At 61.0% G+C, this 22,888-nt stretch carries 20 protein-coding genes; 10 read left to right on the top strand and 10 right to left on the bottom strand.

Annotated elements, in window-relative coordinates:
- Positions 1 to 98: 98 nt before the first annotated feature.
- Positions 99 to 467, bottom strand: coding sequence for a flagellar protein FlgN (locus MHM97_RS09645; RefSeq protein WP_239322156.1), 369 nt, complete (start codon positions 465 to 467; stop codon positions 99 to 101).
- Entirely contained in the window at positions 464 to 754 is a 291-nt protein-coding gene (locus MHM97_RS09640; RefSeq protein WP_239322155.1) for a rod-binding protein, read from the bottom strand. Before MHM97_RS09640 ends, MHM97_RS09645 begins: the two co-directional genes overlap by 4 nt.
- A 747-nt stretch (positions 755 to 1,501) precedes the next feature.
- On the opposite strand from MHM97_RS09640, the gene MHM97_RS09635 reads away from it, so the two are divergent.
- The 3 genes from MHM97_RS09635 to MHM97_RS09625 are packed head-to-tail and all read left to right on the top strand — an operon-like array spanning position 1,502 to position 4,084.
- Positions 1,502 to 2,473 carry a flagellar hook-length control protein FliK gene (locus MHM97_RS09635; RefSeq protein ID WP_239322154.1) on the top strand — a complete coding sequence of 324 codons (972 nt, stop codon included), beginning with the start codon at positions 1,502 to 1,504 and terminating at the stop codon, positions 2,471 to 2,473.
- Positions 2,474 to 2,477: 4 nt separating this feature from the next.
- A complete protein-coding gene (locus MHM97_RS09630) occupies positions 2,478 to 3,176 on the top strand; it encodes a flagellar hook capping FlgD N-terminal domain-containing protein (RefSeq protein WP_239322153.1) in 699 nt (232 codons plus the stop codon).
- Positions 3,177 to 3,199: 23 nt separating this feature from the next.
- Positions 3,200 to 4,084, top strand: a complete 885-nt coding sequence (locus tag MHM97_RS09625; RefSeq protein WP_239322152.1) for a phosphotransferase — start codon at positions 3,200 to 3,202, stop codon at positions 4,082 to 4,084.
- Here the strand turns inward: MHM97_RS09625 and MHM97_RS09620 are convergent.
- The 5 genes from MHM97_RS09620 to MHM97_RS09600 form a co-directional block, all read right to left on the bottom strand.
- A complete protein-coding gene (locus MHM97_RS09620; protein WP_239322151.1) occupies positions 4,057 to 5,364 on the bottom strand; it encodes an NAD(P)/FAD-dependent oxidoreductase in 1,308 nt (435 codons plus the stop codon). The two genes, MHM97_RS09625 and MHM97_RS09620, sit on opposite strands and share 28 nt — an antisense overlap.
- Positions 5,361 to 6,179 (bottom strand): ABC transporter permease, encoded by an 819-nt coding sequence (locus tag MHM97_RS09615; RefSeq protein ID WP_239322150.1) that lies wholly within the window; start codon positions 6,177 to 6,179, stop codon positions 5,361 to 5,363. Before MHM97_RS09615 ends, MHM97_RS09620 begins: the two co-directional genes overlap by 4 nt.
- Complete coding sequence (locus tag MHM97_RS09610) at positions 6,176 to 7,057, bottom strand: ABC transporter permease subunit (RefSeq protein ID WP_239322149.1); 882 nt, start codon at positions 7,055 to 7,057, stop codon at positions 6,176 to 6,178. Before MHM97_RS09610 ends, MHM97_RS09615 begins: the two co-directional genes overlap by 4 nt.
- Positions 7,057 to 8,184 carry an ABC transporter ATP-binding protein gene (locus tag MHM97_RS09605; RefSeq protein ID WP_239322148.1) on the bottom strand — a complete coding sequence of 376 codons (1,128 nt, stop codon included), beginning with the start codon at positions 8,182 to 8,184 and terminating at the stop codon, positions 7,057 to 7,059. The genes MHM97_RS09610 and MHM97_RS09605 overlap by 1 nt, the downstream gene beginning before the upstream one ends.
- Before the next feature lie 102 nt (positions 8,185 to 8,286).
- Positions 8,287 to 9,372, bottom strand: coding sequence for a polyamine ABC transporter substrate-binding protein (locus MHM97_RS09600; RefSeq protein WP_239322147.1), 1,086 nt, complete (start codon positions 9,370 to 9,372; stop codon positions 8,287 to 8,289).
- Between the two features lie 86 nt (positions 9,373 to 9,458).
- Between MHM97_RS09600 and MHM97_RS09595 the strand changes: the two genes are divergently transcribed.
- The 6 genes from MHM97_RS09595 (at position 9,459) to MHM97_RS09570 (ending at position 17,283) form a co-directional block, all read left to right on the top strand.
- The gene (locus MHM97_RS09595; protein ID WP_239322146.1) at positions 9,459 to 10,205 is read left to right on the top strand and encodes a GntR family transcriptional regulator; all 747 of its coding nucleotides are present in this window, start codon (positions 9,459 to 9,461) and stop codon (positions 10,203 to 10,205) included.
- Between the two features lie 65 nt (positions 10,206 to 10,270).
- Complete coding sequence (locus MHM97_RS09590; RefSeq protein WP_239322145.1) at positions 10,271 to 11,668, top strand: aspartate aminotransferase family protein; 1,398 nt, start codon at positions 10,271 to 10,273, stop codon at positions 11,666 to 11,668.
- Positions 11,669 to 11,982: 314 nt separating this feature from the next.
- Positions 11,983 to 13,083, top strand: coding sequence for an ABC transporter ATP-binding protein (locus MHM97_RS09585; RefSeq protein ID WP_239322144.1), 1,101 nt, complete (start codon positions 11,983 to 11,985; stop codon positions 13,081 to 13,083).
- A gap of 96 nt (positions 13,084 to 13,179) precedes the next feature.
- On the top strand, positions 13,180 to 14,283 hold the full coding sequence (locus MHM97_RS09580; RefSeq protein ID WP_239322143.1) for an extracellular solute-binding protein: 1,104 nt from the start codon (positions 13,180 to 13,182) through the stop codon (positions 14,281 to 14,283).
- Positions 14,284 to 14,422: 139 nt separating this feature from the next.
- The gene (locus MHM97_RS09575) at positions 14,423 to 16,102 is read left to right on the top strand and encodes an ABC transporter permease (protein WP_239322142.1); all 1,680 of its coding nucleotides are present in this window, start codon (positions 14,423 to 14,425) and stop codon (positions 16,100 to 16,102) included.
- Between the two features lie 5 nt (positions 16,103 to 16,107).
- Complete coding sequence (locus MHM97_RS09570; RefSeq protein ID WP_239322141.1) at positions 16,108 to 17,283, top strand: ABC transporter permease; 1,176 nt, start codon at positions 16,108 to 16,110, stop codon at positions 17,281 to 17,283.
- 85 nt (positions 17,284 to 17,368) lie between these two features.
- Here MHM97_RS09570 and MHM97_RS09565 read toward each other — a convergent pair whose 3' ends face one another.
- Positions 17,369 to 18,682: a lytic murein transglycosylase gene (locus MHM97_RS09565; protein WP_370645710.1), complete on the bottom strand. Its 1,314-nt coding sequence runs from the start codon at positions 18,680 to 18,682 to the stop codon at positions 17,369 to 17,371.
- A 172-nt stretch (positions 18,683 to 18,854) separates the two neighbouring features.
- Positions 18,855 to 19,547, bottom strand: coding sequence for a helix-turn-helix transcriptional regulator (locus MHM97_RS09560; protein ID WP_239322139.1), 693 nt, complete (start codon positions 19,545 to 19,547; stop codon positions 18,855 to 18,857).
- Positions 19,548 to 19,633: 86 nt separating this feature from the next.
- Here MHM97_RS09560 and MHM97_RS09555 point away from each other — a divergent pair, with 86 nt between their 5' ends.
- Positions 19,634 to 20,347 (top strand): glutathione S-transferase family protein, encoded by a 714-nt coding sequence (locus MHM97_RS09555; protein ID WP_239322138.1) that lies wholly within the window; start codon positions 19,634 to 19,636, stop codon positions 20,345 to 20,347.
- A 187-nt stretch (positions 20,348 to 20,534) separates the two neighbouring features.
- Here MHM97_RS09555 and rnr read toward each other — a convergent pair whose 3' ends face one another.
- The gene (rnr, locus tag MHM97_RS09550; protein ID WP_239322137.1) at positions 20,535 to 22,820 is read right to left on the bottom strand and encodes a ribonuclease R; all 2,286 of its coding nucleotides are present in this window, start codon (positions 22,818 to 22,820) and stop codon (positions 20,535 to 20,537) included.
- Positions 22,821 to 22,888: the final 68 nt, after the last annotated feature.

The following is a 22,888-nucleotide window of genomic DNA, read 5'->3' as shown; positions in this document are numbered from 1 at the left end:
CCTCGCTTGAGATGCAAGGCGACATTGGCGTATCAGGTGCTAAGAGAGTGCTAATGGTGCAATTTGCATTTTTAAAATTGTCCCGACCTCCGCAGGGCTTACGCGCGCTTCTCCAGTTTCAGACTGCCGCTGGTTGTGTAGCTGGTGCGTTGACCGGACCGGTTATAGACCTCGAGCCCCTTGCGCACCTTGCGCAGCTCCGCCATTCGCGTTGCCACAGCCTTGATCCCCTGCATGGCGCTGCCCAGCAGCGCCTGGTTGCGGGTGACCTTGCCGTGGACGTCGTTGAGGCTCTCCTGTTCCAGGTCGGAAATCCGGTTCAACTGGTCAAACAGCGTTTCCTTGCGCTCCAGAATGTCTTTGAGTTTGCTCAGTTCCCCTTTGGTCAGGGCGGCGCGTTCCTCTTCCAGCAGCGCGTCGAGTGCATCGATAAGGCTTTGCGGGGATTGATCGCTAAGTGTGCTCATTCTTGAGAGTCCTTCAGAGAGTTGTAGATGGATTCGGCCAGGCCGATGCCGCCAGCTTCGGCCATGGCGCGTGCTTGCTCGTTTACGAGGAGGCCGGAAAACTGGTCCTCTCCCGCGCCGCCACCAAAGGCTTCGGGGGATTTGCCGAGACCGGCGGCTTTCAGCATTTCAGATAGAAAGGAGGCTTCGAGGTCGATCGCTGCCTCGCGCAACGCGGCATCCTTCGGATCGGCAGCGTGCTGCAAAGAAGCTGCCGCTGGCGGCAGGGAAACACTTGGTATGGGCATTTTGCCTCAGTCCTCTGTACTGTGTCGAATTCTTCGATTTCTGCACTTTGAACAAAAACCGGTTAAAAATGCCGTAACCGGTTTGCGATATTCATGAGTCACACGAGATAGAACATCCGGTGGATCATGATTGTGAACATCCTTTCGACTCAGGCAGTTGGCTCAGGGCCAGCCGAGTCGCAGCGCTCCGAACCGTCCCGTCGACAAGGTGATTCCTTTGAGTCCGTTCTTGCGCGCGGTACAGATCAGCAAGACAAACCTGCGGAGCAAAGCGAGGCGACGGAAGACACCTCAGCAGAGGTGGAGCAGGCCGGTGCCAGCACGGATCAGCGTGCAGACACCGACGGGCGACGAGAGAGCGCTGATGCTGTTGAAAGTGAGGAGGAGACCCCGGAAGCGGAGTTGGTCGCGCTTACTGATTCTGCTCAGGAAACCAAGTCGACAGTTGCTCCACAGGCGGGCGGCGCGGCTGACGCCTCTGGCAAAGCGGATGCGACGCCCAATCCCGCTGCGGCAGGAGAGGAACAGGCCGCGGCGTCACCTGCTGCGAAACCGGATGGGTCCGCAGGTGCAAAAGCTGACGCCAACGCGTCTGCTGACACATCGCGTGGCACTGGCGGTACCGCTGCACAGCAAAACACCGCAACTCCCGCTACCTCTGAGGCTGGCGGAGTCCAAACCGCCGTTGCTGCGGGTGAAGGCAAAGAGAGCGGAACGGGGCCGCGCGCGGACAAGGCCGATCACCCGATGGCCGCCGTGCGGGCGGATCAAATGGCGGCGCAGGAAACCCGCAATGCAACCTCGGTTCCGCTCGAGCAGCACCGCGATATGCAACGGCGCCAGGTTGCCGGCTTGAGCGGGCAGCCGACGGATATGCCCGCGTCGCCGCCAAAGACACGCAGCGCGCCGCAACAGGAGGCGGCGATACCGGGGCTGATCCCGCAACCGACTGCGGACAAGGATGCGACGCCGCTGCGCCTGCGTGACATGCCGCTCACCGGGCAGCAGGCTCAGTTTACATCAGCCACGCCTCCGATGCGCGCGAATGTGACGCCGGCGTCGGCCCGGACCGCAGCACCGTCGATAACCGGATCAACGCCAGCGGGAGGGGCTCTGCAGTCCCTTTCTGGCACGTCTGTGCTGCAAACACCGTCCTTTGTCGTAACAGGTGTTTTCGGAGCCAGTGACAGTGCGCGCGTCGGAGAGGATGTGCTGACACAACGCGGCGCGGAGAGCTTTGCCCTGCCGCAATTGCTGGCAGAAGCATCTGTACGTTCGGGGGCCGCAAACTATCGCGCCGAAACCCCACGGCATGTGGCGCAGCAATTGGCCGAAGCCGTGGCCACGGCAGGGCGTCGCAACGTGGATGTATCACTCAACCCGCGCGAACTTGGTCACGTGAATATGCGCCTGGTCACGACCGATGTCGGGGTGACCGTGACCATCAACGCGGAACGGCCCGAAACCGAGGACCTGATGCGGCGTCACATTCAGGATCTTGCCCGCGAGTTCAAGGAAATGGGGTTCAGCGATATCTCGTTTCAGTTCGGATCGGATACGCAGGCCGGTGATACCGGAGAGGATGACGGTGCCTCTGCCTCCGGCTCTGGCGGACGCGGTTCGGATGATGACGCGGGCGCAAATATCGACGAGCGGGCAGATCAGCTGCCGTCCCAACAACTCAACATTGCAGCCGATGGGCTGGACATGAGGATATGAAAAAATGACCACACCAGTATCGAGCTTTGGAACCCAGCAAGCCACCGGGGGGAGCGGCAGTGCAGCCGCCAGCCAGTCCGCCACCAGCGCACTGACCTCTGATTTTGAAACCTTCCTGAACCTCATGACCACGCAGGCCAAATATCAGGACCCGCTGGAGCCGATGGATTCCTCCGACTATACGGCGCAGCTGGCACAGTTCTCCTCGGTCGAGCAGCAGGTGCTCACCAATGAGACCCTGTCCAGCATGCTGTCGGCGCTGTCCCTGGGCAATATGTCCCAGCTGACCGGCTGGGTGGGCAAAGAGGTCCGCGCGCAGGCCGCGGCGCATTTTGATGGCTCCACACCGGTGGCGGTTGCACCCAACCCCGCTGCGGTGGCGGATGAGGTCAAGATGGTCATCTATGATGCCGAAGAAAACGAGGTCGGCCGGATCGATCTGCCCGTCTCGGCCGAGCCCTACCAGTGGTCGGGTGAGGACGGCGATGGCAACACACTCCCCGAGGGATCTTACACATTTGTCGTGGAAAGCTACTCCAATGACGAGGTGATCCTGTCCGAGGTTGCAGAGGTCTATGGGCGCGTTGAGGAAACTCAGAACGTCAATGGTGAAGTGGCCTTGATCATGGAGAGCGGAAGCGCCATCCTTGCCTCTGCGGTCACCGCCCTGCGGGATCCCGAAGGAACCTCGGGGAACTCCTGACCAATTGGTGCCGGTCCCTATGGATGCCGGGGAGAAGGGGCGATCCGGATATCGGAGTCCTGATCCTGACACTGGACACCTTGCAGATACAACCAGCCCTGTTTCGTCATCTGGCGCAGCAGGGCTGGTCGCTTTCAGAGCCGGTCCCTTTGCACGGGGGGCGGAGCAACCACGTCTGGCGCGCAGGCGATGTGGTGGTGAAACTCTATCGTCGACAGCGCGCCAACCCGCTGTTTGCAAATGATCCTGAGCGAGAGCGGGCCGCGCTCCTGACGCTGGGCGGGTCCGGCATTGCGCCGCGCTTTCTCGGACACGGCCGGTGGCAGGGTCGGGACTGGCTGATCTATCGCCATGTTTCAGGGACCCCCTGGCGAAATGGCGCCGCTCAGGTGGCGCGTTTCCTCGGCGTGTTGCACCAACAGGCTGGCTTTTCCGGGTTGCCGGCAGGGTGCAACGGCTCGCAGGAACTGGCGGCGCAAACCGGGGCGATACTGGCCGAATGCGCGGCGCCGGACGATCTGTACCAAGTTGCTCCTCGTGGAGCGGTGCCGCCCACCCGACATCTTTGTCTGATCCATGGTGATGCCGTACCCGGAAACTTGGTTGTGCGTGAGACCAGATTGGCGCTCATTGACTGGCAGTGCCCACAACGGGGAGATCCGGCAGAAGACCTCGCGCTGTTCCTGTCCCCGGCGATGCAGTTTCTCTATCGGGGTGCGGTGTTGTCACCGGACGAAGAAACAGAGTTCACCTCCGCGTACCCCGTGCGCGAAGTTGTGGCGCGGTATCATGCCCTCAAACCCTGGTTTCACTGGCGCATGGCGGCCTATTGTCAGTGGCGGGGGGATCTGGAGGCGCGGGATCTGGAGATGGCGGCGCTTCAGTCCATGAGCCCGAGCAGCCCGTAGGCCGGGGGCATCAGCAAGCGCCTCGCACGCCCCAGCGGGAAGCGGGGCAGGCGCTGCATGACCTTTGAATACGGCATGTCCGGTGTGCTTCCCTGCACCAGCTGCGCCAGAAGCGCGCCGGAATAGCTGCCCATCGCAACGCCATTGCCATGATAGCACAGCCCTGCAAACAGGCCGGGATGGTCTGGAACAGCGCCCACAAAAGGGACCAGGTTGCGCGACAGGCACACCATTCCGGACCAGTTATGTGAGGTGTCCACATGCCGCCAGGCCGGAAACAACCGTTCAAAATGGCTGCGCAGCACAGCGCGAATCCTCTTCTCTGCGCGGGGTGAGGACGTCAGCCCGCCGCGCATGCCAAAGAGAAATCGCCCATCCGGCATCAGGCGGAAATAATGCAGCATATGTCGGGTGTCATAGGCCATCTGCGCTGAGGTCCAGCCTTGCCGTGCCTGTTCATCCGGCGTGATGGGGCGCGTGACCATCACCGTGGACTGGGCCGGCATGTAGCGGCCTGCAAGCCAATCGGGCAGGTTTTCGCTGGAATACCCATTGGTCGCGATGACCATCCGTGAGGCGCGCAACCGACCTGTTGGCGTGACAGCGTGCCAGTGTTTGCCGTCATGGTGCAGGCTGATCGCAGGGCTGTTCTGATAGAGATCTGCACCTGCCGTCTGCGCAGCATGTGCCAAACCAAAGAGGTATTTGCGTGGGTTGAGGGCAAAGCCCACAGGTGTGGTGAGGGCACCGTGGAATGCTCCACCAAGACCCTGTGCAGCCAGTTGCGGGGCGTCGATGAACTCGGCCTGTTCATTTTCGGCCTCTCGCATCAGGGCGGCGCGGGCCTTGGCGGAATGCGCCATGACGGTTTCGCCCTGTGAATGTGTATCCGCATCGATCCGATGGCGGGCGATCAACTGTTCCACCAAGTGGACAGCGGCCTCCTCGCCCGCCTGATAGACCTGTGTTTCGGTGCTGCCGTAGACGCGCGCCATGGCGCGCGCGCCAAGTTTGGCGCCGCCGAGGCAACAAAATCCGCCATTGCGCCCTGATGCACCCCACCCGGGTGTTTCGGCCTCCAGAACCGCAACATTCAGCCCGGCCTCCGACATATGCAGCGCAGCTGAAAGCCCGGTGAACCCGCCACCGATGATCGCCACATCAACGGTCTGATCCCCCTGAAGCTCTGGCCAGATGGGCGCAGGGCAGGTCTCATCCCACCAGCAGGTGCTGCGTGGACCTGCCCCATAGGCGTAGTCGGAAAAGATGCGGTGCATCATGCGGTGCGCACCGCTTCCTGTTCTTCGCGCCGCTGCTTGACCAGCGCCCGTTTGCTGACGAGCGATGCGCTGATCACGCCGACAGTTACGATGCCGATCATAATGGTCGAGAGCGCGTTGATCTCCGGGCTGACACCGAGACGCACAGCCGAGAAGATCTTGATCGGCAGGGTCGTGGCGGCCGGACCGGTGGTGAAGGAGGCGATCACCAGGTCATCAAGCGACAGGGTGAAGGCCAACAGCCAGCCGGAGACCACAGCCGGCGCGATAATCGGCAATGTCACCAAGCGGAAAGCCTGCGCCTGCGAGCAGCCCAGATCCAGCGCCGCTTCCTCCAGTGAACGATCAAATGTCGCCAGTCGCGAGGAGACCACAACAGAGACATAGCACATGGAGAAGGTGGTATGTGCCAGCACAATCGTCAGTACGCCGCGGTCCAAGCCGATGCCGATGAACAGCAACAGCAGGGACAGGCCGGTGATCACCTCGGGCATCACCAAAGGCGCGTAGATCATGCCGGAAAACAACGTCCGGCCCATAAAGCGCCCGCCGCGCACCATGACGTAAGCCGCCATGGTTCCAAGCACGGTCGCGATGGTCGAAGAGAATACCGCAACCTTTACCGTGACCCATGCGGCCTGCAGCATGGCCTCGTTCTGCATCAATTCGGCATACCATTTGGTCGAAAAGCCCGCCCAGACCGTCACCAGTTTGCTTTCATTGAAGGAAAACAGGATCAGGATCAGCATCGGGATATAGAGGAAGGCAAAGCCCAGCGTCAGCGAGACCACATTGAATGCGCTCAGACGTTTCATGCGTCGCCCTCCTGTTCTTTTTGCTGATTGCGTTGGAACAGCACGATCGGCACCACGAGGATCAACAGCAGGATCACCGCCACCGCGCTTGCCACCGGCCAGTCGCGATTGGAGAAGAACTCCTCCCACAGCACTTTGCCGATCATCAGCGTGTCAGATCCGCCGAGCAGCGAAGGGATCACGAATTCGCCCATGGCAGGAATAAAGACGAGGAAACAGCCCGCGATGATGCCCCCTTTGGACAGGGGGATGGTCACCAGCCAGAAGGCAGACAGACGCGAACAGCCCAAGTCCTCGGCCGCTTCGATCAGGCTGTCGTCCATCCGTTCCAGCGCCGCATAGATCGGCAGGATCATGAACGGCAGATAGGTGTAGACGATGCCGATATAGACGGCGGTGGTGGTGTTCAGGATCTGTAGGGGTTCGGATACAAGGCCGGTCCACATCAGGAACTGATTGAGGAAGCCTTCGTTCGACAGGATGCCCTTCCACGCATAGACGCGGATCAGGAATGAGGTCCAGAACGGCAGAATCACCAACATCATCAGCGTCGGCCGCCATTCTTCGGGCGCGCGCGCCATGCCATAGGCGATGGGGTAGCCCACGATCAACGTCAGCAGAGTTGAGGTCAGCGCGATCTGAAGGCTGCTGAGATAGGCTTTCCAGTAGAGGTCATCCTCGATGAGCCATGTGAAATTTTCAAAATCCAGCTCAGCAAGAAACGCACCAATGCCTGCGGCCCAGTCGAACTGCGGCAAATAGGGCGGGCGGGCGATGGCCGCATCCGACAACGAGATCTTCAGGACGATGACGAAGGGCACCAGAAACAGTGCCAGAAGCCAGACATAGGGGACTGCGATCAGAAAGAAACGGCGCATCACTCACCCAGCAAGACGCCGCCGGTGGCTGTCCAGGACAGCCAGACGGTGTCTTCCCATGTGTAGGCACGACGCGAAATGCGGCGGGTGTTGGCGGTTTGTGCCTTGATCACATCGCCGGTGGGCAGTTCCACGTGGTAGGTCGAGAGGTTGCCGAGATAGGCGATATCCAGGACCTTGCCCTGGACCACGTTGTCAGCGCCCTCGGGTTTGTCGGCGCTGATGGTCACCTTCTCCGGGCGGATCGCCAGATGCGCGGTTTGGCCATCAGAGATTGTGTTTGGCGATTTAACGACCAAAGGTGCGGCACCCTCGCGCCAGTGCAGCGCGTAGGTGGCTTCGCCGGTTGCGGTGACCGTGCCCTTGATCAGGTTCACGTCGCCAATGAAATCAGCGACATAGACGGAATTGGGCGCCTCGTAGATATCTGCGGGTGTGGCGACCTGCATCACCTTGCCGTTGTCCATCACCGCGACCCGGCTGGCCACTGTCATGGCTTCTTCCTGGTCGTGAGTGACGATCACAAAGGTGGTGCCGGTCTTTTCCTGAATGTCCATCAGTTCGAACTGGGTTTCCTCGCGCAGCTTCTTGTCGAGGGCGCCGAGCGGCTCATCCAGCAGCAACAGTTTGGGTGCTTTTGCGAGACTGCGGGCCAGTGCCACCCGCTGGCGTTGTCCGCCGGAAATCTGATGCGGTTTGCGACGGGCGAATTTTTCCAGCCGGGTCAGGCGCAGCATTTCTTCGACGCGGGCGCTGATCTCGTTGCGGGGCATGCCTTCGCGCTTGAGCCCGAAGGCGATGTTTTCCCAGACGCTGAGGTGAGGAAACAGCGCGTAGGACTGGAACATCATGTTCACGGCGCGCTGGTTTGGGGGAACGGGTGCAATATCTTGCCCGGCAAGGAAGATCTTGCCCTCTGTGGGGGCTTCGAACCCGGCGAGCATCCGCATCATCGTGGTCTTGCCGCAGCCCGACGGCCCCAGTAGCGCAAAGAACTCGCGCTCGAAGATGTCGATGGTCAGGTCGTCGATCGCGGTGAAATCGCCAAAGCGTTTGGTCACGTTCTGGAACTGGATCAGCGGCTTTGCCTGCGGATCCGTCCAGGGTTCAAATACCGGTAATGCCAAAGTGTGCCCCCATTCGGGCGGCTCGAAACCTGCCCGTTATCGTCTGTCAGTCGGGGCAGGGCGCTTGGATGCGCCCTGCCGGAAGGGTCGGCCTGATGGGTCTCAGGTGCCGGATTTCACACGGGTCCACAGGCGCGTCACGACACGCTGGACCTTCTGCGGGTAGGGGCCCTTGATGTAGGTGTTGTCCAACGCCGCGGGGGTCGGATAGATCGCCGGATCTCCGATCACGTCCTCGGCGAGGAACTCCTGCGCGGCTTTGTTGCCGTTGGCGTAGTACACATAGTTCGACGCGGCGGCCATGTTCTCGGCGTCAAGGATGAAGTCCAGGAACTTGTGCGCAGCCTCCGGGTTCGGCGCATCCACCGGGATCGCCATCTGGTCGAACCACATCAGAGCACCCTCAGACGGCGCGTTATAGGTAATATTGACGCCATTGTCGGCCTCGGCAGCACGGTCGCGGGCCTGGAGAATGTCGCCGGACCAGCCGAAGGCCACGCAGATATCACCATTGGCGAGCGCGTTGATGTATTCGGACGAATGGAACTTTTGAACATAGGGACGCACCGCTTCGAGCGCATCGGCCGCTTGTTCCAGGTCATCCTTGTCGTGGCTGTTCGGGTCAAGCCCGAGATAGGTCAGCGCGGCAGGGATCATCTCATCCGGAGCATCGAGGAAATGCACGCCGCATTCGGAGAGCTTTTCCATGTTGGCAGGGTCAAAGACCAGCGCCAGGCTGTCGATCGGGGCGTCCTCGCCCAGGGCTTCGCTCACCTTGCCGGTGTTGGCGCCGATTCCGGTGGTGCCCCACATGTAGTTGATCGAGTAGTCGTTGTTGGGGTCAAACCGGGCGGTGCGGTCCTGGATCACATCCCAGACGTTGCCGTAGTTTTCCAGCTTGTCCTTGTCGATTTTCTGGAACACGCCGGCCTGGATCTGACGTTGCAGGAACGAGCCGGTGGGCACGACGACATCATAGCCGGATCCCCCTGCGAGCATCTTTGTCTCCAGCAATTCGTTTGAATCGAAGACATCGTAGATCAGGTCGATACCGGTTTCCTGCTCGAATTTCTCCAGCAGCGACTCGTCGATATAGTCGGACCAGTTGTAGACGCGCACCTCATCTGCCGAGGCGGCTGCCGCGCTGAGTGCGATGGCGGACACGATGGTGGCCGTTTTGAGTGTCATGAGAATCTCCCCTGTGCATGCCGGCGTCTTTCTGTCCGGCTGTGGGCTATTTTGATCAAGTTTTGCCTCATCCGGCAAGACACTTTATGTTTTCATCTGCATTTCGTTGGTGCAAGCTGCCCGAAAATGAGAAGGATCCAAGTTCGTTGAATGTGCCAAATCCGCCATCCGGGCCCCCGTCGGAAGGGGGGGCAAAACTGCCCGCTCACGAGCAGGTCTACCAGCGTTTGCGGGCGCAGATTTTGTTCGGGGAACTGGCCCCTGGACAGGCGGTCACGATACAGGGGCTGGTGGAGGCGCTGGAGAGCGGCATGACACCGGTGCGCGAAGCGATCCGCAGGCTGATTTCGGACGGGGCCCTGGTGTTTCAGGGCAACCGTCGCGTATCGGTGCCCGAACTTCGGGCCGAGGATATAGATGAGCTGGTTTATGCAAGAAAAACAATAGAGTGTGAGCTGGCGCGTCGCGCGGCAACACGCATGCCTGCGCCCAAGGTGGACAAGTTGGAGGCGTTGGATCTGACATTGGACAAGGCGATCTCCTCCGGGGATGTGGCGGGCTATCTTGAGCTGAACTACCAGTTCCACACCGCCTTGAACGCCCATGCGGGTGCGCCCATCCTTGCTGATCTCGCTGACCGGCTTTGGCTGCGCTTTGGCCCCTCGCTCCGGGTGGTCTGCGGACGCTTCGGAACGCAGAGCTTTCCAGACCGTCACAAGGACATCCTTGAGGGGCTGCGTAAAAAAGATGCGGATCTGGTGGCGCTGGCCATGGAACGGGACGTGTTGCAGGGCATGGAACAGGTCCGGGCGGGGCTGACGCCGATCAACTGATTCGATTGACAGTGTGATTTTTGATCATATTCTGGACGAAAGCTTTCCGTTCAGGAGTGTCCCCAATGACGACGATTACCAATCATCTGCCCACCGCAGAACTGCAAGCGCTGGATGCGGCGCATCACATGCATCCGTTCACCGCAAACGGCGGTCTGGCGCAGAAGGGCGCCCGGGTCATCACGCGCGCCAATGGCGTCACCCTGACCGATAGCGAAGGGCATGAGATTCTCGATGCCATGGCGGGGCTGTGGTGCGTCAACATCGGCTACGGCCGTGATGAGCTGGCCGAGGTGGCGGCGCGCCAGATGCGCGAGCTGCCCTATTACAATACCTTCTTCCAGACGACACATGTGCCTGCCATCGCGCTGGCCGCCAAGATCGCCGAACTGGCGCCGGGGGATCTGAACAATGTGTTCTTCGCCGGTTCCGGGTCCGAGGCCAACGACACCAACATTCGGATGGTGCGGCATTACTGGGCCATGAAGGGCAAGCCGACCAAATCCATCATCATCTCGCGCAAGAACGCCTATCACGGCTCTTCGGTCGGGTCCGGGTCTCTGGGTGGCATGTCGGCGATGCACGCACAGGGTGGCCTGCCGATCCCGGATGTGCACCATATCAACCAACCGAACTGGTGGGCCGAAGGGGGGGATACGAATCCCGAAGAGTTCGGTCTGGCGCGCGCACAGGAGTTGGAAAAAGCCATTCTGGAACTGGGCGAAGACCGTGTGGCGGCCTTTATCGCCGAGCCGGTCCAGGGGGCCGGGGGGGTGATCGTGCCGCCCGCAACCTATTGGCCCGAGATCCAGCGTATTTGCGACAAGTATGACATCCTGCTGATCGCGGATGAGGTGATCTGCGGTTTTGGGCGCACAGGCAACTGGTTCGGCTCCGAAACCATGGGTATCCGACCTGATATCATGACCATAGCCAAGGGGCTGTCCTCGGGCTATGCGCCGATCGGCGGTTCCATCGTCTCGGACGAGGTGGCCGGTGTGATTGCACAGGACGAATTCAACCACGGCTACACCTATTCCGGTCACCCGGTGGCGGCTGCTGTGGCGCTGGAGAACCTCCGCATTCTTGAGGAGGAGAAGGTTCTGGAGCACGTCCGCGACGTCGCCGCGCCCTATCTCAAGGAAAAATGGGAGGCACTGACGGATCACCCGTTGGTCGGCGAAGCCAAGATCGTCGGGATGATGGGCTCCATCGCGCTGACGCCAAACAAGGCGACCCGCGCAGCCTTTGCATCGGACGCGGGAACGGTGGGCTTCATTTGCCGCGAGCGTTGCTTTGCCAACAATCTGGTGATGCGCCATGTGGGCGACCGCATGATTATCTCTCCGCCGCTGGTGATCACAACGGAAGAGATCGACACATTGATTGCGCGCGCAACCAAGTCGCTTGATGAATGCTACGCCGAACTCAAGGCGCAGGATCTGCTTTCCGAAGCGGTTTGATCCGGTTGTTCACCTGATTCGAATCATCAAAAGGGACCGTTAGCGGTCCCTTTTTTGTGCGCATGCAAAAAAAATCATCGCGTCAGCTGTTGTGCTTAGGGGTAAAAATGTCCAAAAATGGCGCAAACAAGCAAGTAAAGGTCGCAAAGCGTCTGGGTTTGCGATCCATTCCTCCGGGAGAGTTGAGAAACCCACCGGGACGCCGAGCCGGAGCCGATTGATCCGGTTGCACAGTGGAGTGCCGCTGTGCTTACACTAATGAACAAAGAGCGGATCAAAGCCGCCGGGATAAGAACATATACGGGGAGCCTGATTTGGCCGATGCGTCGAATACTGACGCGTTCGTTGAATTCGAACGCGTGCAAAAGAGTTATGACGGTGAGACACTCGTCGTCAAAGACTTGAACCTCACCATGCCCAAGGGCGAATTCCTGACCATGCTTGGTCCGTCGGGGTCGGGGAAAACCACTTGCCTTATGATGCTGGCCGGCTTCGAGACCGCCACTCATGGCGATATTCGCCTCGGCGGTGTCTCGATCAACAACATCCCGCCGCACAAGCGTGGCATTGGCATGGTGTTCCAGAACTACGCCCTGTTTCCGCATATGACCATTGCCGAGAACCTGAGCTTTCCGCTCGAGGTGCGTGGAATGGGCAAATCCACACGTGAAGAAAAAGTCAAACGTGCGCTCGACATGGTTGAGATGGGCAGTTTTGGCGGCCGTCGCCCGGCGCAGCTGTCCGGTGGCCAGCAGCAACGTGTTGCGCTTGCCCGTGCCCTGGTGTTCGAGCCGGAACTGGTGCTGATGGACGAGCCGCTCGGCGCGCTCGACAAGCAGCTGCGCGAAAAGATGCAGTTCGAGATCACCCATCTGGCGCACCAGCTCGGGATCACCACGGTCTATGTGACCCACGACCAGACCGAGGCGCTGACCATGTCGGACCGCGTCGCCGTGTTCGACGATGGTCGCATCCAGCAGCTGGCGCCGCCGGATCAGCTCTATGAAGAGCCGGCAAACAGTTTCGTGGCCCAGTTCATCGGCGAGAACAACACGCTGGAAGGCGTGATCAAGGAAATCTCCGATGGCCGCGCCCTGGTGCAGCTCGACGGTGGGGAACTGATCGACGCCATGCCCATCAACGTGTCCGAGGTGGGACAGCGCACACGAGTATCGATCCGCCCGGAACGGGTGGAATACAACAAGGATCGCCTGCAAGAAGGCGTGCACACCCTCAAGGCCGAAGTGCTGGAATTCATCTACATGGGTGACATCTTCCGCACGCGCCTGAAGGTCGCGGGCAACGATGAGTTCATCATCAAGACCCGCAACGCGCCGGATCAGGTTCGCCTTCAGCCCGGACAGCAGATCGAAATCGGCTGGCTGCCCGAGGACTGCCGCGCGCTGGACGCTTGATCGCGACCGGTTGCGCATAGGAACCCCCGGCGGTGCTGAATGGATCGGGGGGCCAAACACATGAATAATCAGTGTCTCAACAAGGAGAATACGAATATGAAACTGCGTAAACTGACGGCACTCGCCGCCACGACCGCTCTCTGCGCGCCGATGGCTTTTGCCGCGGATATGGCGGATGAAATGACCATCGTGTCCTGGGGCGGAGCCTACTCCAACTCTCAGCTCAAGGCCTATCACGAGCCCTACGCCGAAAAGACCGGCGTCAAGATCATCAATGACGAAAGCTCCAACGAGGCCGTCGCCAAGCTGCGTGCAATGAACGAAGCGGGCAATGTGACCTGGGATGTTGTCGACGTTGTGGCCGCGGACGCAATGCGTCTGTGCGACGAAGGTCTGGCGATGGAAATCGATCCCGATGAGCACCTGGCGGCTGCGCCGGACGGCACCTCTGCCGAAGAAGACTTCGGTGAACTGCTGGTGTCCGACTGCTTCATCCCGCAGATCGTCTATTCCACCACCTTCGGCTATCGCACCGATCTGGTCGGTGACACCCCGCCGACAAGCGTTTGCGACGTGTTTGATCTCGAAGCCTATCCGGGCAAGCGTGCGCTGGAGAAGCGTCCGATCAACAACATGGAATGGGCTCTGCTCTGCGACGGCGTCGCCAAGGACGAAGTCTATGACGTGCTGGAAACCGAAGAAGGTCAGGAGCGCGCGCTGGCGAAGCTCGACACCATCAAGGACAGCGTGATCTGGTGGTCCGCCGGTGCCGACACGCCGCAGCTGCTCGCCGATGGCGAAGTTGTGATGGGCTCCACCTACAACGGCCGTCTGTTCTCGGTGATCGAAGAGCAGGATCAGCCGGTGGCGATGCTCTGGGACGCACAGGTGTTCGACCTGGACGGCTGGATCATTCCGGCAGGTCTCTCGGATGAGCGCAAGGCACGTGCCCTGGACTACATCTATTTCGCCACCGACACTCAGCGTCTGGCGGATCAGGCGAAATACATCTCCTACGGCCCGGCGCGTGCCTCTTCCGCACCGCTCGTCGGCAAACATGCCGAGCTTGGCATCGAGATGGCGCCGCATATGCCGACCGATCCGGCAAACGCACAGAACACGTTCCTGTACAACTACGAGTTCTGGGCTGACTATCGCGACGACATCGACGCGAAGTTCCAGGCCTGGCTGGCCAAGTAATCGGATCTGATGATGCCGATGCCGGAGAGCGGTCTGCGCTCTCCGGCTCCCTCTCCGGCGCCGCGTCCCCAGGGCGCCGCCGCGGCGGAGACCTCCACCCCGCAGATTTGAAAAACGCGGGAAGACAACAGGGACAATCATGAGTGACACAACTCAAACCGGCCCGGTCCTAGCGGCTGACGGTACGCCGTTGAAGCGCAGCCTGGCCCGCGCGTTGAGGATGCAGAAAATGCGGGCCTTGATGCTGATCGCGCCGCTTCTGGTCTTCATCCTCCTCACCTTCATTCTCCCGATCGCGGACATGCTGTTCCGCTCGGTCGAGAACCGAATCGTGTCAGACACGCTTTCCGAAACCGTGGTGACCCTGAAAGACTGGGATGCCCTCGGTGACGAGGCTCCGGGCGAAGCGGTGTATGAGAGTCTCTATTACGATCTCTTCGTTGCTGCCGAAGCCAAGGAACACACCAAGCTCGGCACGCGCCTGAACTATGAGGAGACCGGGATTTCCTCTCTGTTCCGGGGCAGCGGGCGCAAGGTTGATGATGTTGGTGAGGACCACGTCAAGGCCATCGAACGCGCCAATGATGGCGCTCTGAAGGATGAGGCGCTCTGGTTTGAAATCATGACCGGGGGCAGCAGCGCCGAGGGCAACACCGGCCTTCTGGACGCGCAGCGGGCCAAGCTCAGCCAGCTGACCGGTGACAGTTTTGCCGGCGACATTGGCTTTGTGCCAGGCGCCGAGATCAGCGCGCTCTTCCCCCGCATGGCGACAGCCTACACGGATTTTGCTCTGTTCACGGCAATCGCGGAAGAGGATGTCGTCGCTGAAGAAGATCCCTGGGAAACCGTTTTTGTGGCCTTTGCCACCGCCGTTCAGTCGGCTGGTGGTGCGGAAAAGCTCGCTAGCTACACGGGCCCGGGCGCAGCCGAGTTGACGGCCGCAGCCGAGGCACTGGCGGAGTTGGAGCCGATTTCCTTCAAGGCCGCCTTTCTCGACATGGATGAGGATTGGGGCGATCTGGGCAACTGGCGCACCATCCAGACCTACAGCCCCAATTACACCAGCGGGTATTTCCTGAACTCCATCGACATGCAGAAAGGCCCCGAAGGCGCAGAGCCGCGGCCCGAGAACCAGCAGATCTATATCACGCTGTTCCAGCGGACTCTGGTCATGTCGCTGGTGATCACCGGGTCCTGCATTCTGCTGGGCTATCCGGTTGCCTGGATTCTGGCCAACCTGCCGACACGATCGGCCAATATCCTGATGATCCTGGTGCTGCTGCCGTTCTGGACCTCGCTTCTGGTCCGGACATCGGCCTGGAAGGTCATGCTGCAGCAACAGGGGGTTATCAATGATGTGCTGGTCTGGCTGGGACTGGTCGATGACGCGGCGCGGCTGGTGATGATCAACAACCAGTTCGGCACTATCGTGGCGATGACCCACATCCTGCTGCCGTTCATGATCCTGCCGATGTATTCGGTGATGCAGACCATCAACCCGTCCTATCTGCGCGCGGCAAAGTCGTTGGGTGCGACCAACTGGACGGCGTTCTGGCGGGTGTATTTCCCGCAGTCGGTCCCGGGGATCGGCGCGGGGTCGATTCTCGTCTTCATTCTGGCGATCGGCTACTACATCACGCCCGAGATCGTGGGCGGCACCAAGGGGGTCTTTATCTCCAACCGGATTGCCTATCATATCTCGTCCTCGCTCAACTGGGGCTTGGCGGCGGCGCTCGGGAGTATCCTTCTGGCGGTCGTGCTGCTGCTCTACTGGGCCTATGACAAGATCGTCGGCATCGACAACGTGAAGCTGGGATAAGACAAATGGCACTGACACCTGTTCAAAACCAAACTCCCGCCTTCACCGCTGCCGTGTCCGCTGCCGCAGGGGGCTTCTTCGGCCTCTTCGTGGGCACGGCGCAGGGATCGGGCCTGCTCGGGCTTGTGATCGGCGCGGTTCTCCTGGGCGCTATGGGCTTTGTGTACTGCAACCTGCTGGCGCAGGAGAAACCCGTGCGTTGGGCCACAGTCGCCGTGTTTGCAATCGCCGGGTTCCTGCTCGGCGGTCTGCCCGCCCTTGTGGTGGGGGCACTGTTCGGCTGGTTCGCGGGCTGGTTCATCTTCTGGCTTGCCACGTCGAGCTATCGCAAGCACCTGCCCCCCTATCTGACGCCCGGTCAGGTTCTGTGGTACTACAGCTTTCGGGTGATCTGCGGCGCGATCTTCGTGTTTCTGATCACGCCGATTCTGGTGGTGATGCCGCTCTCGTTCAACGCCGAGAACTTCTTTACCTTCACACCGGAAATGCTGCGGTTTGACCCGGAAGGCTATTCCCTCAAGCACTACCAGGATTTCTTCAGCAACGATGACTGGCAGCAGGCGCTGTGGAACTCGCTGCGGATTGCGCCTATGGCGACCTTCCTGTCGGTGAGCTTCGGCACGCTTGCGGCGATCGGCCTGAGCCAACCGCATGTGCCGTTCCGCCGGGCAATCATGGCGGTGCTGATCTCGCCGATGATCGTGCCGCTGATCATTTCGGCTGCGGGCATGTATTTCTTCTACAGCCGTATCGGTCTGCAGGGGACGTATTTCGGGGTTGTCCTGGCCCACGCGGCCCTCGGTATCCCCTTCGTCATCATTACGGTGACTGCGACTCTGGTGGGGTTTGATCGCTCCCTGACACGTGCCGCGGCGAATATGGGGGCCGGGCCGATCACCACTTTCTTCCGGGTGCAGATGCCGCTCATCCTGCCTGGCGTGATTTCCGGGGGGCTGTTTGCCTTCATCACCTCCTTTGACGAGGTTGTGGTGGTGCTCTTTGTCGGGTCTGCGGGACAGAAAACACTGCCATGGCAGATGTTTACCGGCCTGCGCGAACAGATCTCGCCCACCATTCTGGCGGTGGCGACGATCCTTGTGGCGATCTCGATCTGTCTGCTGACCACGGTTGAGCTTTTGCGTCGCCGCAGTGAGCGTTTGCGCGGCATGAGCCCGAGCTGATCCACCATATGACAAGAAAAAGCCCCGCCATCGAGCGGGGCTTTTTTGTGTGCAGGAGCTGAGCGCCCTGAGGGGTTATGGGGTGTTAGCGTAGCTTCTCCAGCAGTGTCAGCGAGGCATAGCCGTCCGGCATCAATCCCTTGGCGCTCTGATAGGCGCGCACAGCGGCCACGGTCTTGGGTCCGATGCGCCCGTCGATGCCATCGGTGCTGAAACCGGCGCGTGTCAGACGTTGCTGCAATTCCTTACGCTCGGCAAAGGTCAATGCGCGATCTCCACGCGGCCAGCCGCCCTTGATCTTGTCGCCGCCGCGCAGCCGGTCGCTCAGGTGACCGACGGCGATCACATAGGCATCGGCCGTGTTGTAGCGCTCGATCACAGAGAAATTCTTGAAGATCATGAAGGCAGCACCCTTGCCGCCTGCCGGCAGCAGGATCGAGGCCTCACCATGGTTGGGCACCGGCTGGCCATTCATCGCACGCACACCAAGCCGAGCCCATGCCTCCGGACTTTTCTTGATCCTGCGGTTGGCCAGCGTGAAGTCGAAGGTGTCGGGCAGCGTCACTTCCACCCCCCAGGGCTGTCCGGAGACCCAGCCGAATTTCTTCAGATAGGCCGCGGTCGACGCGAGGGCATCCGTCGGGGTATCGGACCAGATGTCCCGCTTCCCGTCACCGGTGAAATCCACCGCGTAATCGAGGTAGGATGTTGGGATAAACTGCGTGTGTCCCATTGCGCCGGCCCAGCTGCCGGTCATCTCCCGGGGCGCCACATCGCCGGATTGCAGGATCTTCAGCGCGGCAATCAGCTGCTCTTCGAAAAAGGCGCCGCGCCGACCATCAAAGGCGAGCGTTGCCAGGGAACGGATGATGTCCATATCTCCGCGAAAGCTTCCATAGCTGCTTTCCAGACCCCAGACGGCAACCACCACTTCCTTATCGACCCCGTAGTGCGCCTCTATCCGTGCCAGCGTATCCCGGTGGCCTTGAAGGGCCGCCTTGCCATTGCGCACACGACTGTCGGAGGCAGCACGATCAAGATAATCCCAGATCGTTCTGGTGAACTCGGACTGGTTGCGGTCCCGCTCGATGACGGAGGCGTCATAGGTGACGCCGTCGAGTGCGCGGTTCAAAGTCTCCGGCCGAATGCCCTGTGCCTGCGCACGGGAGGCGAAGTCGCTGAGCCAGGTTTTGAAGTGTACGTCTTTTTTTTGGTCCGAGCGGGAGGCTGACAGCGCAGCTTCCGTCGTGGCGGCGACGCTGGTGCGTGCCACCGGACGAAGTGTGGTGGCGGTGGCGAGCTGAATGCGCGCCGCGTGCGCCTCGGGACCGGCGGGGCGCGCCTGTGGCCGCGGCGTCTCCGTGAGGATTTGTTGTTCCGAAACGGCTGCTTGCGCCATCCATGCCGGGAGGGTGAACCCGACACATAGCGCTCTTTTAACCCAACTGCGCATTTTGAACCTCAACACCTGCTCTGTTTATTGACAACAACTGTAGCGTGACTGCGCCGCGGGCAAAAGAACTCAGGCAGGCGTCGCCGCTCCTCAGCGTTCCTCTGCCTGTGGGCCGCCCTCAGCCATAGGCCTGGTTGCGAAGATGGTCGAGTGCGGCGCGGTAGAGCCGAACACGATGCGGGCGAAAGGACGTCTCCGTCACCTCAAGCCCCTGCATGCGATCCAGGCGAAACACCCGAAAGTCCCGACGCAGGAGGCACCATGCAATCAGCACCGAGGAACTGTCGAAATAGACCAGTCCAAGCGGTTTCACCTGTCGCCATGTGCTTGCCCCTTTGGCGTCCACATAATCAAACCCCACCTCCCGCTCGTCCCACGTCGCCTGTCTCAGTTCGGCTGCATCCACCGTCGGGGCGTGCGGCGGGGCAAAGCTATGCGCAGAGAGGACCGCGTGCTGCAATCGGTCGGCCTGGCTCTTGGGCAAGCGGGCGCGCAGTTTTTTCAGGGCAGTGCGGGCCGCATCTGCCAGATCGGGATCGCCCTTCTGCTGAACCTCGCAAAGGCCCAGCACCAGCGCCTCCAGTTCGGTGGCTCCAAACCCGAGCGGGGGCAGCGTTGCATCCTCGACAAGCGTGAAGCCAAATCCCGCGGCCCCGTCGATCACGGCCCCCAAGGCCCGGAGCGCGTCAATATCGCGATGGATGGTCCGACCAGAGACAGCAAGATCCTGGGCGAGCTGTTCAGCCGTCACCGGTGGCGGTAGCTGGCGCAGGGTCTGCATCAGGCGAAAGAGGCGTTCTGTTCTGGTCATACCCTGCGTGTACCTTCCCCTGATGACAAAAACTGACAACAGGCCCGTATAGCACATCCTCATCACATCCCAAATGGAGAGAGACGATGTTGACCCTATTGACCCACGGCGGTGGCGACGGTTTTTACAGCTACAGCATGTTTTGTACCAAAGCGGCGCTGCTGCTGCAGATGTCTGGTGAGGACTGGCAGCGGCAGGATGTGCACGACCCGGCAGAGCTCGCCCGCATGCCGCACAGCAAGCTTCCCGTGGTGCGGGACGAGAACGGTACCCTGTTCCCCGACAGCGAAGGCATCCGTGGTTTCCTCGAAGACCGGGGCGCAGGGTTCGATACGGGCCTCAGTGCTGTGCAAAAAGGTCAGTCACGCGCGCTCATCCGCATGGTGGACGAGTCGCTGTGGTTGCAGCTTATGTGTGCCCGCTGGCTCGAAGATGAAGGCTGGGCGGGGATGTTACAGACGGTTTTCGCCGGTGTACCAGAAGAGCCCGTCAACAGCTTTCGCGCCAAAGTTTTGGACGGTCTGCACTTCACGGGGCATTCGCGGTTCGACCGGGCGGAGCGACTGCAGCGGTTGGAGCAGGATTTAACGGCGATTGAGAATATCCTGGGCGATCAGCGTTTTTTGTTTGGGGATCAGATGACCGCCGCTGATTGCTCTGCCGCGCCGATGATTGAGGCCCTGTCCCGTGCGCCCGCTGCGCCGCAGGTGGTGGCGGTGACACAGCGCCACGGGAACCTCTTGGCCTATGTGTCCCGTGTGATGGAGCAGGGCGCTCTGACGCTCCCGCAGGCGGCGTAGGTTTCGCGCAGTTGATGACCCCTCAGAGGGGCCGGGGAGCTCCCGCGCGTCACCTTTGCATTGAAATGCAAGGGCGCCCCTTGGGCCGGGGGCAGGCCGCGCCGAAGGCGCGGCCTGCCCCCGGCGATCCGCAAAGCGGAGCGCAAAACCTCTGGCGCGAACCCCGGAGGCGCGCGACGTGACCGGGTTATTTGCGTTTTCGGGTCACCTTGCGTTTTACCTTGGCCGCCTTGTGCTTTGATTTTGCGGCCCTGCTGCGAGACACGGTGCGGCCCGCAGGGCTCCGACGGCGACCGCCTTTGCCGGCATCGCCGCGCCCTTTTGGCAGTTCCGCATCTTCAAGGGCCAGCAATTCCAGCTCCAACCCGCCGGTCACCGGTGCAGCCTGGGTCAGACGCACCGTCACCCGTTGACCGATGGCGATGATCAATCCGGTGTCAGACCCCATCAACGTGCCAGCCTGCGCATCAAAATGGAAATACTCCCGTCCGATCGAGCGCACTGGCACCAGCCCATCGGCCCCGGTTTCATCCAGTTTCACAAAGGCGCCAAAGCGGGCAATGCCGGAGATCCGACCGGTGAACTCGTTGCCCACGCGTTCCGCTAGATAGGACGCAAGGTAGCGGTCCGTGGTGTCGCGCTCCGCCAGCATCGAGCGCCGCTCGGTCGCGGAAATATGGGTCGCGGTGTCCTCCAGCCGCTCGACCTCGTCAACCGAAAGCCCGTCCTTGCCCCACCCATGAGCCGTGATCAGCGCGCGGTGCACGATCAGGTCGGCATAGCGGCGGATCGGCGAGGTAAAATGCGCATAGTTGCGCAGCGCGAGACCAAAATGGCCGAAATTCTCCGGGTAGTAATAGGCCTGCTGCATCGATCGCAGCGTGGAGATGTTGATCAGCTCCGCATCATCGGTTCCCGCGGCGGCATTCAGCAATGCGTTCAGGTGCCGCGTTTGCAGCACTTGTCCTTTAGCAAGGTTCAGACCCGCCGCCTGTGCTGTGTCGCGCAGCGCGTCAAGTTTGTCCTGAGCGGGTTCTTCATGCACCCGGAACAACAGCGGCTGGCGCTTCTTGATCAGGGTTTCGGCGGCGGCCACATTGGCCAGCACCATGAATTCTTCGATCAGCCGGTGCGCATCGAGGCGGTCGCGGAAATTGACCGAGGCAACCTTGCCCTTGTCGTCGAGCACGATCTTGCGCTCTGGCAGGTCGAGATCCAGCGGCTGGCGCGCGCCACGGGCGGCTTTGAGCGCTTCATAGGCGGCATAGAGTGGTTTTATGACGTCTTCCAGGAACGGTTCCGTGCGCGCGGTGACGCGACCATCCACGGCGTCTTGCACCTCGCCGTAGTGCAAGGAGGCCTGCGATTTCATCAGGCCGCGCACAAAGCGGTGCGCGATCTTGTTGCCCTCGGCGTCGATCTGCATGCGCACCGCCACACAGGGACGTGGCACACCCTCGTGCAGAGAACAGAGATCGCCTGAAAGCCGGTCCGGCAGCATCGGTACGACCCGATCAGGGAAGTAGCTGGAATTGCCGCGTTTGCGTGCTTCGCGGTCCAGCGCCGAACCGGGCGTCACATAGGCCGCGACATCGGCGATCGCGACCCAGATCACATGGCCACCGGGGTTCTTCGGGTCTTCATCCGCATGGGCAAAGCAGGCGTCGTCGTGGTCGCGGGCATCGGCAGGGTCGATGGTAATCAGCGGCAGGTCGCGCAGATCTTCGCGCCCCTTGAGGCCCATTGGTTTGGCGCTGTCAGCCTCGGCAACAACCGCATCGGGGAAATGGTCGGGAATGCCATGCTGGTGGATTGCGATCAGCGACACCGCCTTGGGGGCGGACGGATCTCCGAGCCGTTCGACGATGCGCGCTTTGGGCAAACCCATGCGGGCCTTTGGTCCGGCAAGCTCGGCCTCGACCAATTCGCCGTCCTTCGCGCCATGCGTGTTTGCTTCGGGCACTTGCCACTCGTTGGAGCCCGCCTTGTCGATGGGAACAATACGCCCGCCTTCGGACCCCTGGCGATAAATACCCAGAATGCGCTTCGGGTTGGTCCCGATGCGACGGATCAGGCGGGCCTCATAGTTGTGATCCTCTTCCTGCACCACGGTCAGGCGCGCAAGGATACGGTCGCCCTCGCCCAGGGCCGGATCAGACGCACGCGGGATCACCATCACGATGGGTTCCACCCCTTCGCCATGCCATTCCAGCGGCTGGGCAAACAGATCGCCATTGTCATCGGGGGCTTTGACCAGCAGCACCGTGACCGGCGGCAAACGATCCGGATCGGTGTAACTGCGCTTGCGCTTTTCCAGATGCCCTTCGGCCTCCAACTCCTTCAGAAGGCGTTTGAGGTCGATCCGCTCAGCGCCCTTGATGCCAAAAGCCTTGGCAATGTCACGTTTGGAGTTCTGGGTCGGGTGGGCGGAGATCCAGTCCAGAATCTCGGCCTTTGTGGGAATACGCGCCATAGATCTGCCGTAGCATGGCGCGCAGGGAACGTCATGCTGAAAACACCAAACGCCAGGCGGCGAAATAT

Origin of the sequence: Epibacterium sp. Ofav1-8, assembly GCF_022348185.1 — a bacterium.
In the GTDB taxonomy this organism is placed as follows: Bacteria; Pseudomonadota; Alphaproteobacteria; order Rhodobacterales; family Rhodobacteraceae; genus Epibacterium.
The sequence above is the reverse complement of the archived record's forward strand: the minus strand, read 5'-3'. Positions and strand labels throughout refer to the sequence as shown.

What these genes read in the sequence shown, in the direction of transcription:
- MHM97_RS09575 (WP_239322142.1), top strand. Translation starts at nt 14,423, where the DNA reads ATGAGTGACACAACTCAAACCGGCCCGGTCCTAGCGGCTGACGGTACG.
- MHM97_RS09595 (WP_239322146.1), top strand. Translation starts at nt 9,459, where the DNA reads ATGTTTTCATCTGCATTTCGTTGGTGCAAGCTGCCCGAAAATGAGAAG.
- MHM97_RS09615 (WP_239322150.1), bottom strand. Translation starts at nt 6,179, where the DNA reads ATGAAACGTCTGAGCGCATTCAATGTGGTCTCGCTGACGCTGGGCTTT.
- MHM97_RS09640 (WP_239322155.1), bottom strand. Translation starts at nt 754, where the DNA reads ATGCCCATACCAAGTGTTTCCCTGCCGCCAGCGGCAGCTTCTTTGCAG.
- rnr (WP_239322137.1), bottom strand. Translation starts at nt 22,820, where the DNA reads ATGGCGCGTATTCCCACAAAGGCCGAGATTCTGGACTGGATCTCCGCC.
- MHM97_RS09555 (WP_239322138.1), top strand. Translation starts at nt 19,634, where the DNA reads ATGTTGACCCTATTGACCCACGGCGGTGGCGACGGTTTTTACAGCTAC.
- MHM97_RS09625 (WP_239322152.1), top strand. Translation starts at nt 3,200, where the DNA reads ATGCCGGGGAGAAGGGGCGATCCGGATATCGGAGTCCTGATCCTGACA.
- MHM97_RS09630 (WP_239322153.1), top strand. Translation starts at nt 2,478, where the DNA reads ATGACCACACCAGTATCGAGCTTTGGAACCCAGCAAGCCACCGGGGGG.
- MHM97_RS09645 (WP_239322156.1), bottom strand. Translation starts at nt 467, where the DNA reads ATGAGCACACTTAGCGATCAATCCCCGCAAAGCCTTATCGATGCACTC.
- MHM97_RS09590 (WP_239322145.1), top strand. Translation starts at nt 10,271, where the DNA reads ATGACGACGATTACCAATCATCTGCCCACCGCAGAACTGCAAGCGCTG.
- MHM97_RS09565 (WP_370645710.1), bottom strand. Translation starts at nt 18,682, where the DNA reads ATGGCGCAAGCAGCCGTTTCGGAACAACAAATCCTCACGGAGACGCCG.
- MHM97_RS09600 (WP_239322147.1), bottom strand. Translation starts at nt 9,372, where the DNA reads ATGACACTCAAAACGGCCACCATCGTGTCCGCCATCGCACTCAGCGCG.
- MHM97_RS09635 (WP_239322154.1), top strand. Translation starts at nt 1,502, where the DNA reads ATGGCCGCCGTGCGGGCGGATCAAATGGCGGCGCAGGAAACCCGCAAT.
- MHM97_RS09570 (WP_239322141.1), top strand. Translation starts at nt 16,108, where the DNA reads ATGGCACTGACACCTGTTCAAAACCAAACTCCCGCCTTCACCGCTGCC.
- MHM97_RS09560 (WP_239322139.1), bottom strand. Translation starts at nt 19,547, where the DNA reads ATGACCAGAACAGAACGCCTCTTTCGCCTGATGCAGACCCTGCGCCAG.
- MHM97_RS09610 (WP_239322149.1), bottom strand. Translation starts at nt 7,057, where the DNA reads ATGCGCCGTTTCTTTCTGATCGCAGTCCCCTATGTCTGGCTTCTGGCA.
- MHM97_RS09620 (WP_239322151.1), bottom strand. Translation starts at nt 5,364, where the DNA reads ATGATGCACCGCATCTTTTCCGACTACGCCTATGGGGCAGGTCCACGC.
- MHM97_RS09580 (WP_239322143.1), top strand. Translation starts at nt 13,180, where the DNA reads ATGAAACTGCGTAAACTGACGGCACTCGCCGCCACGACCGCTCTCTGC.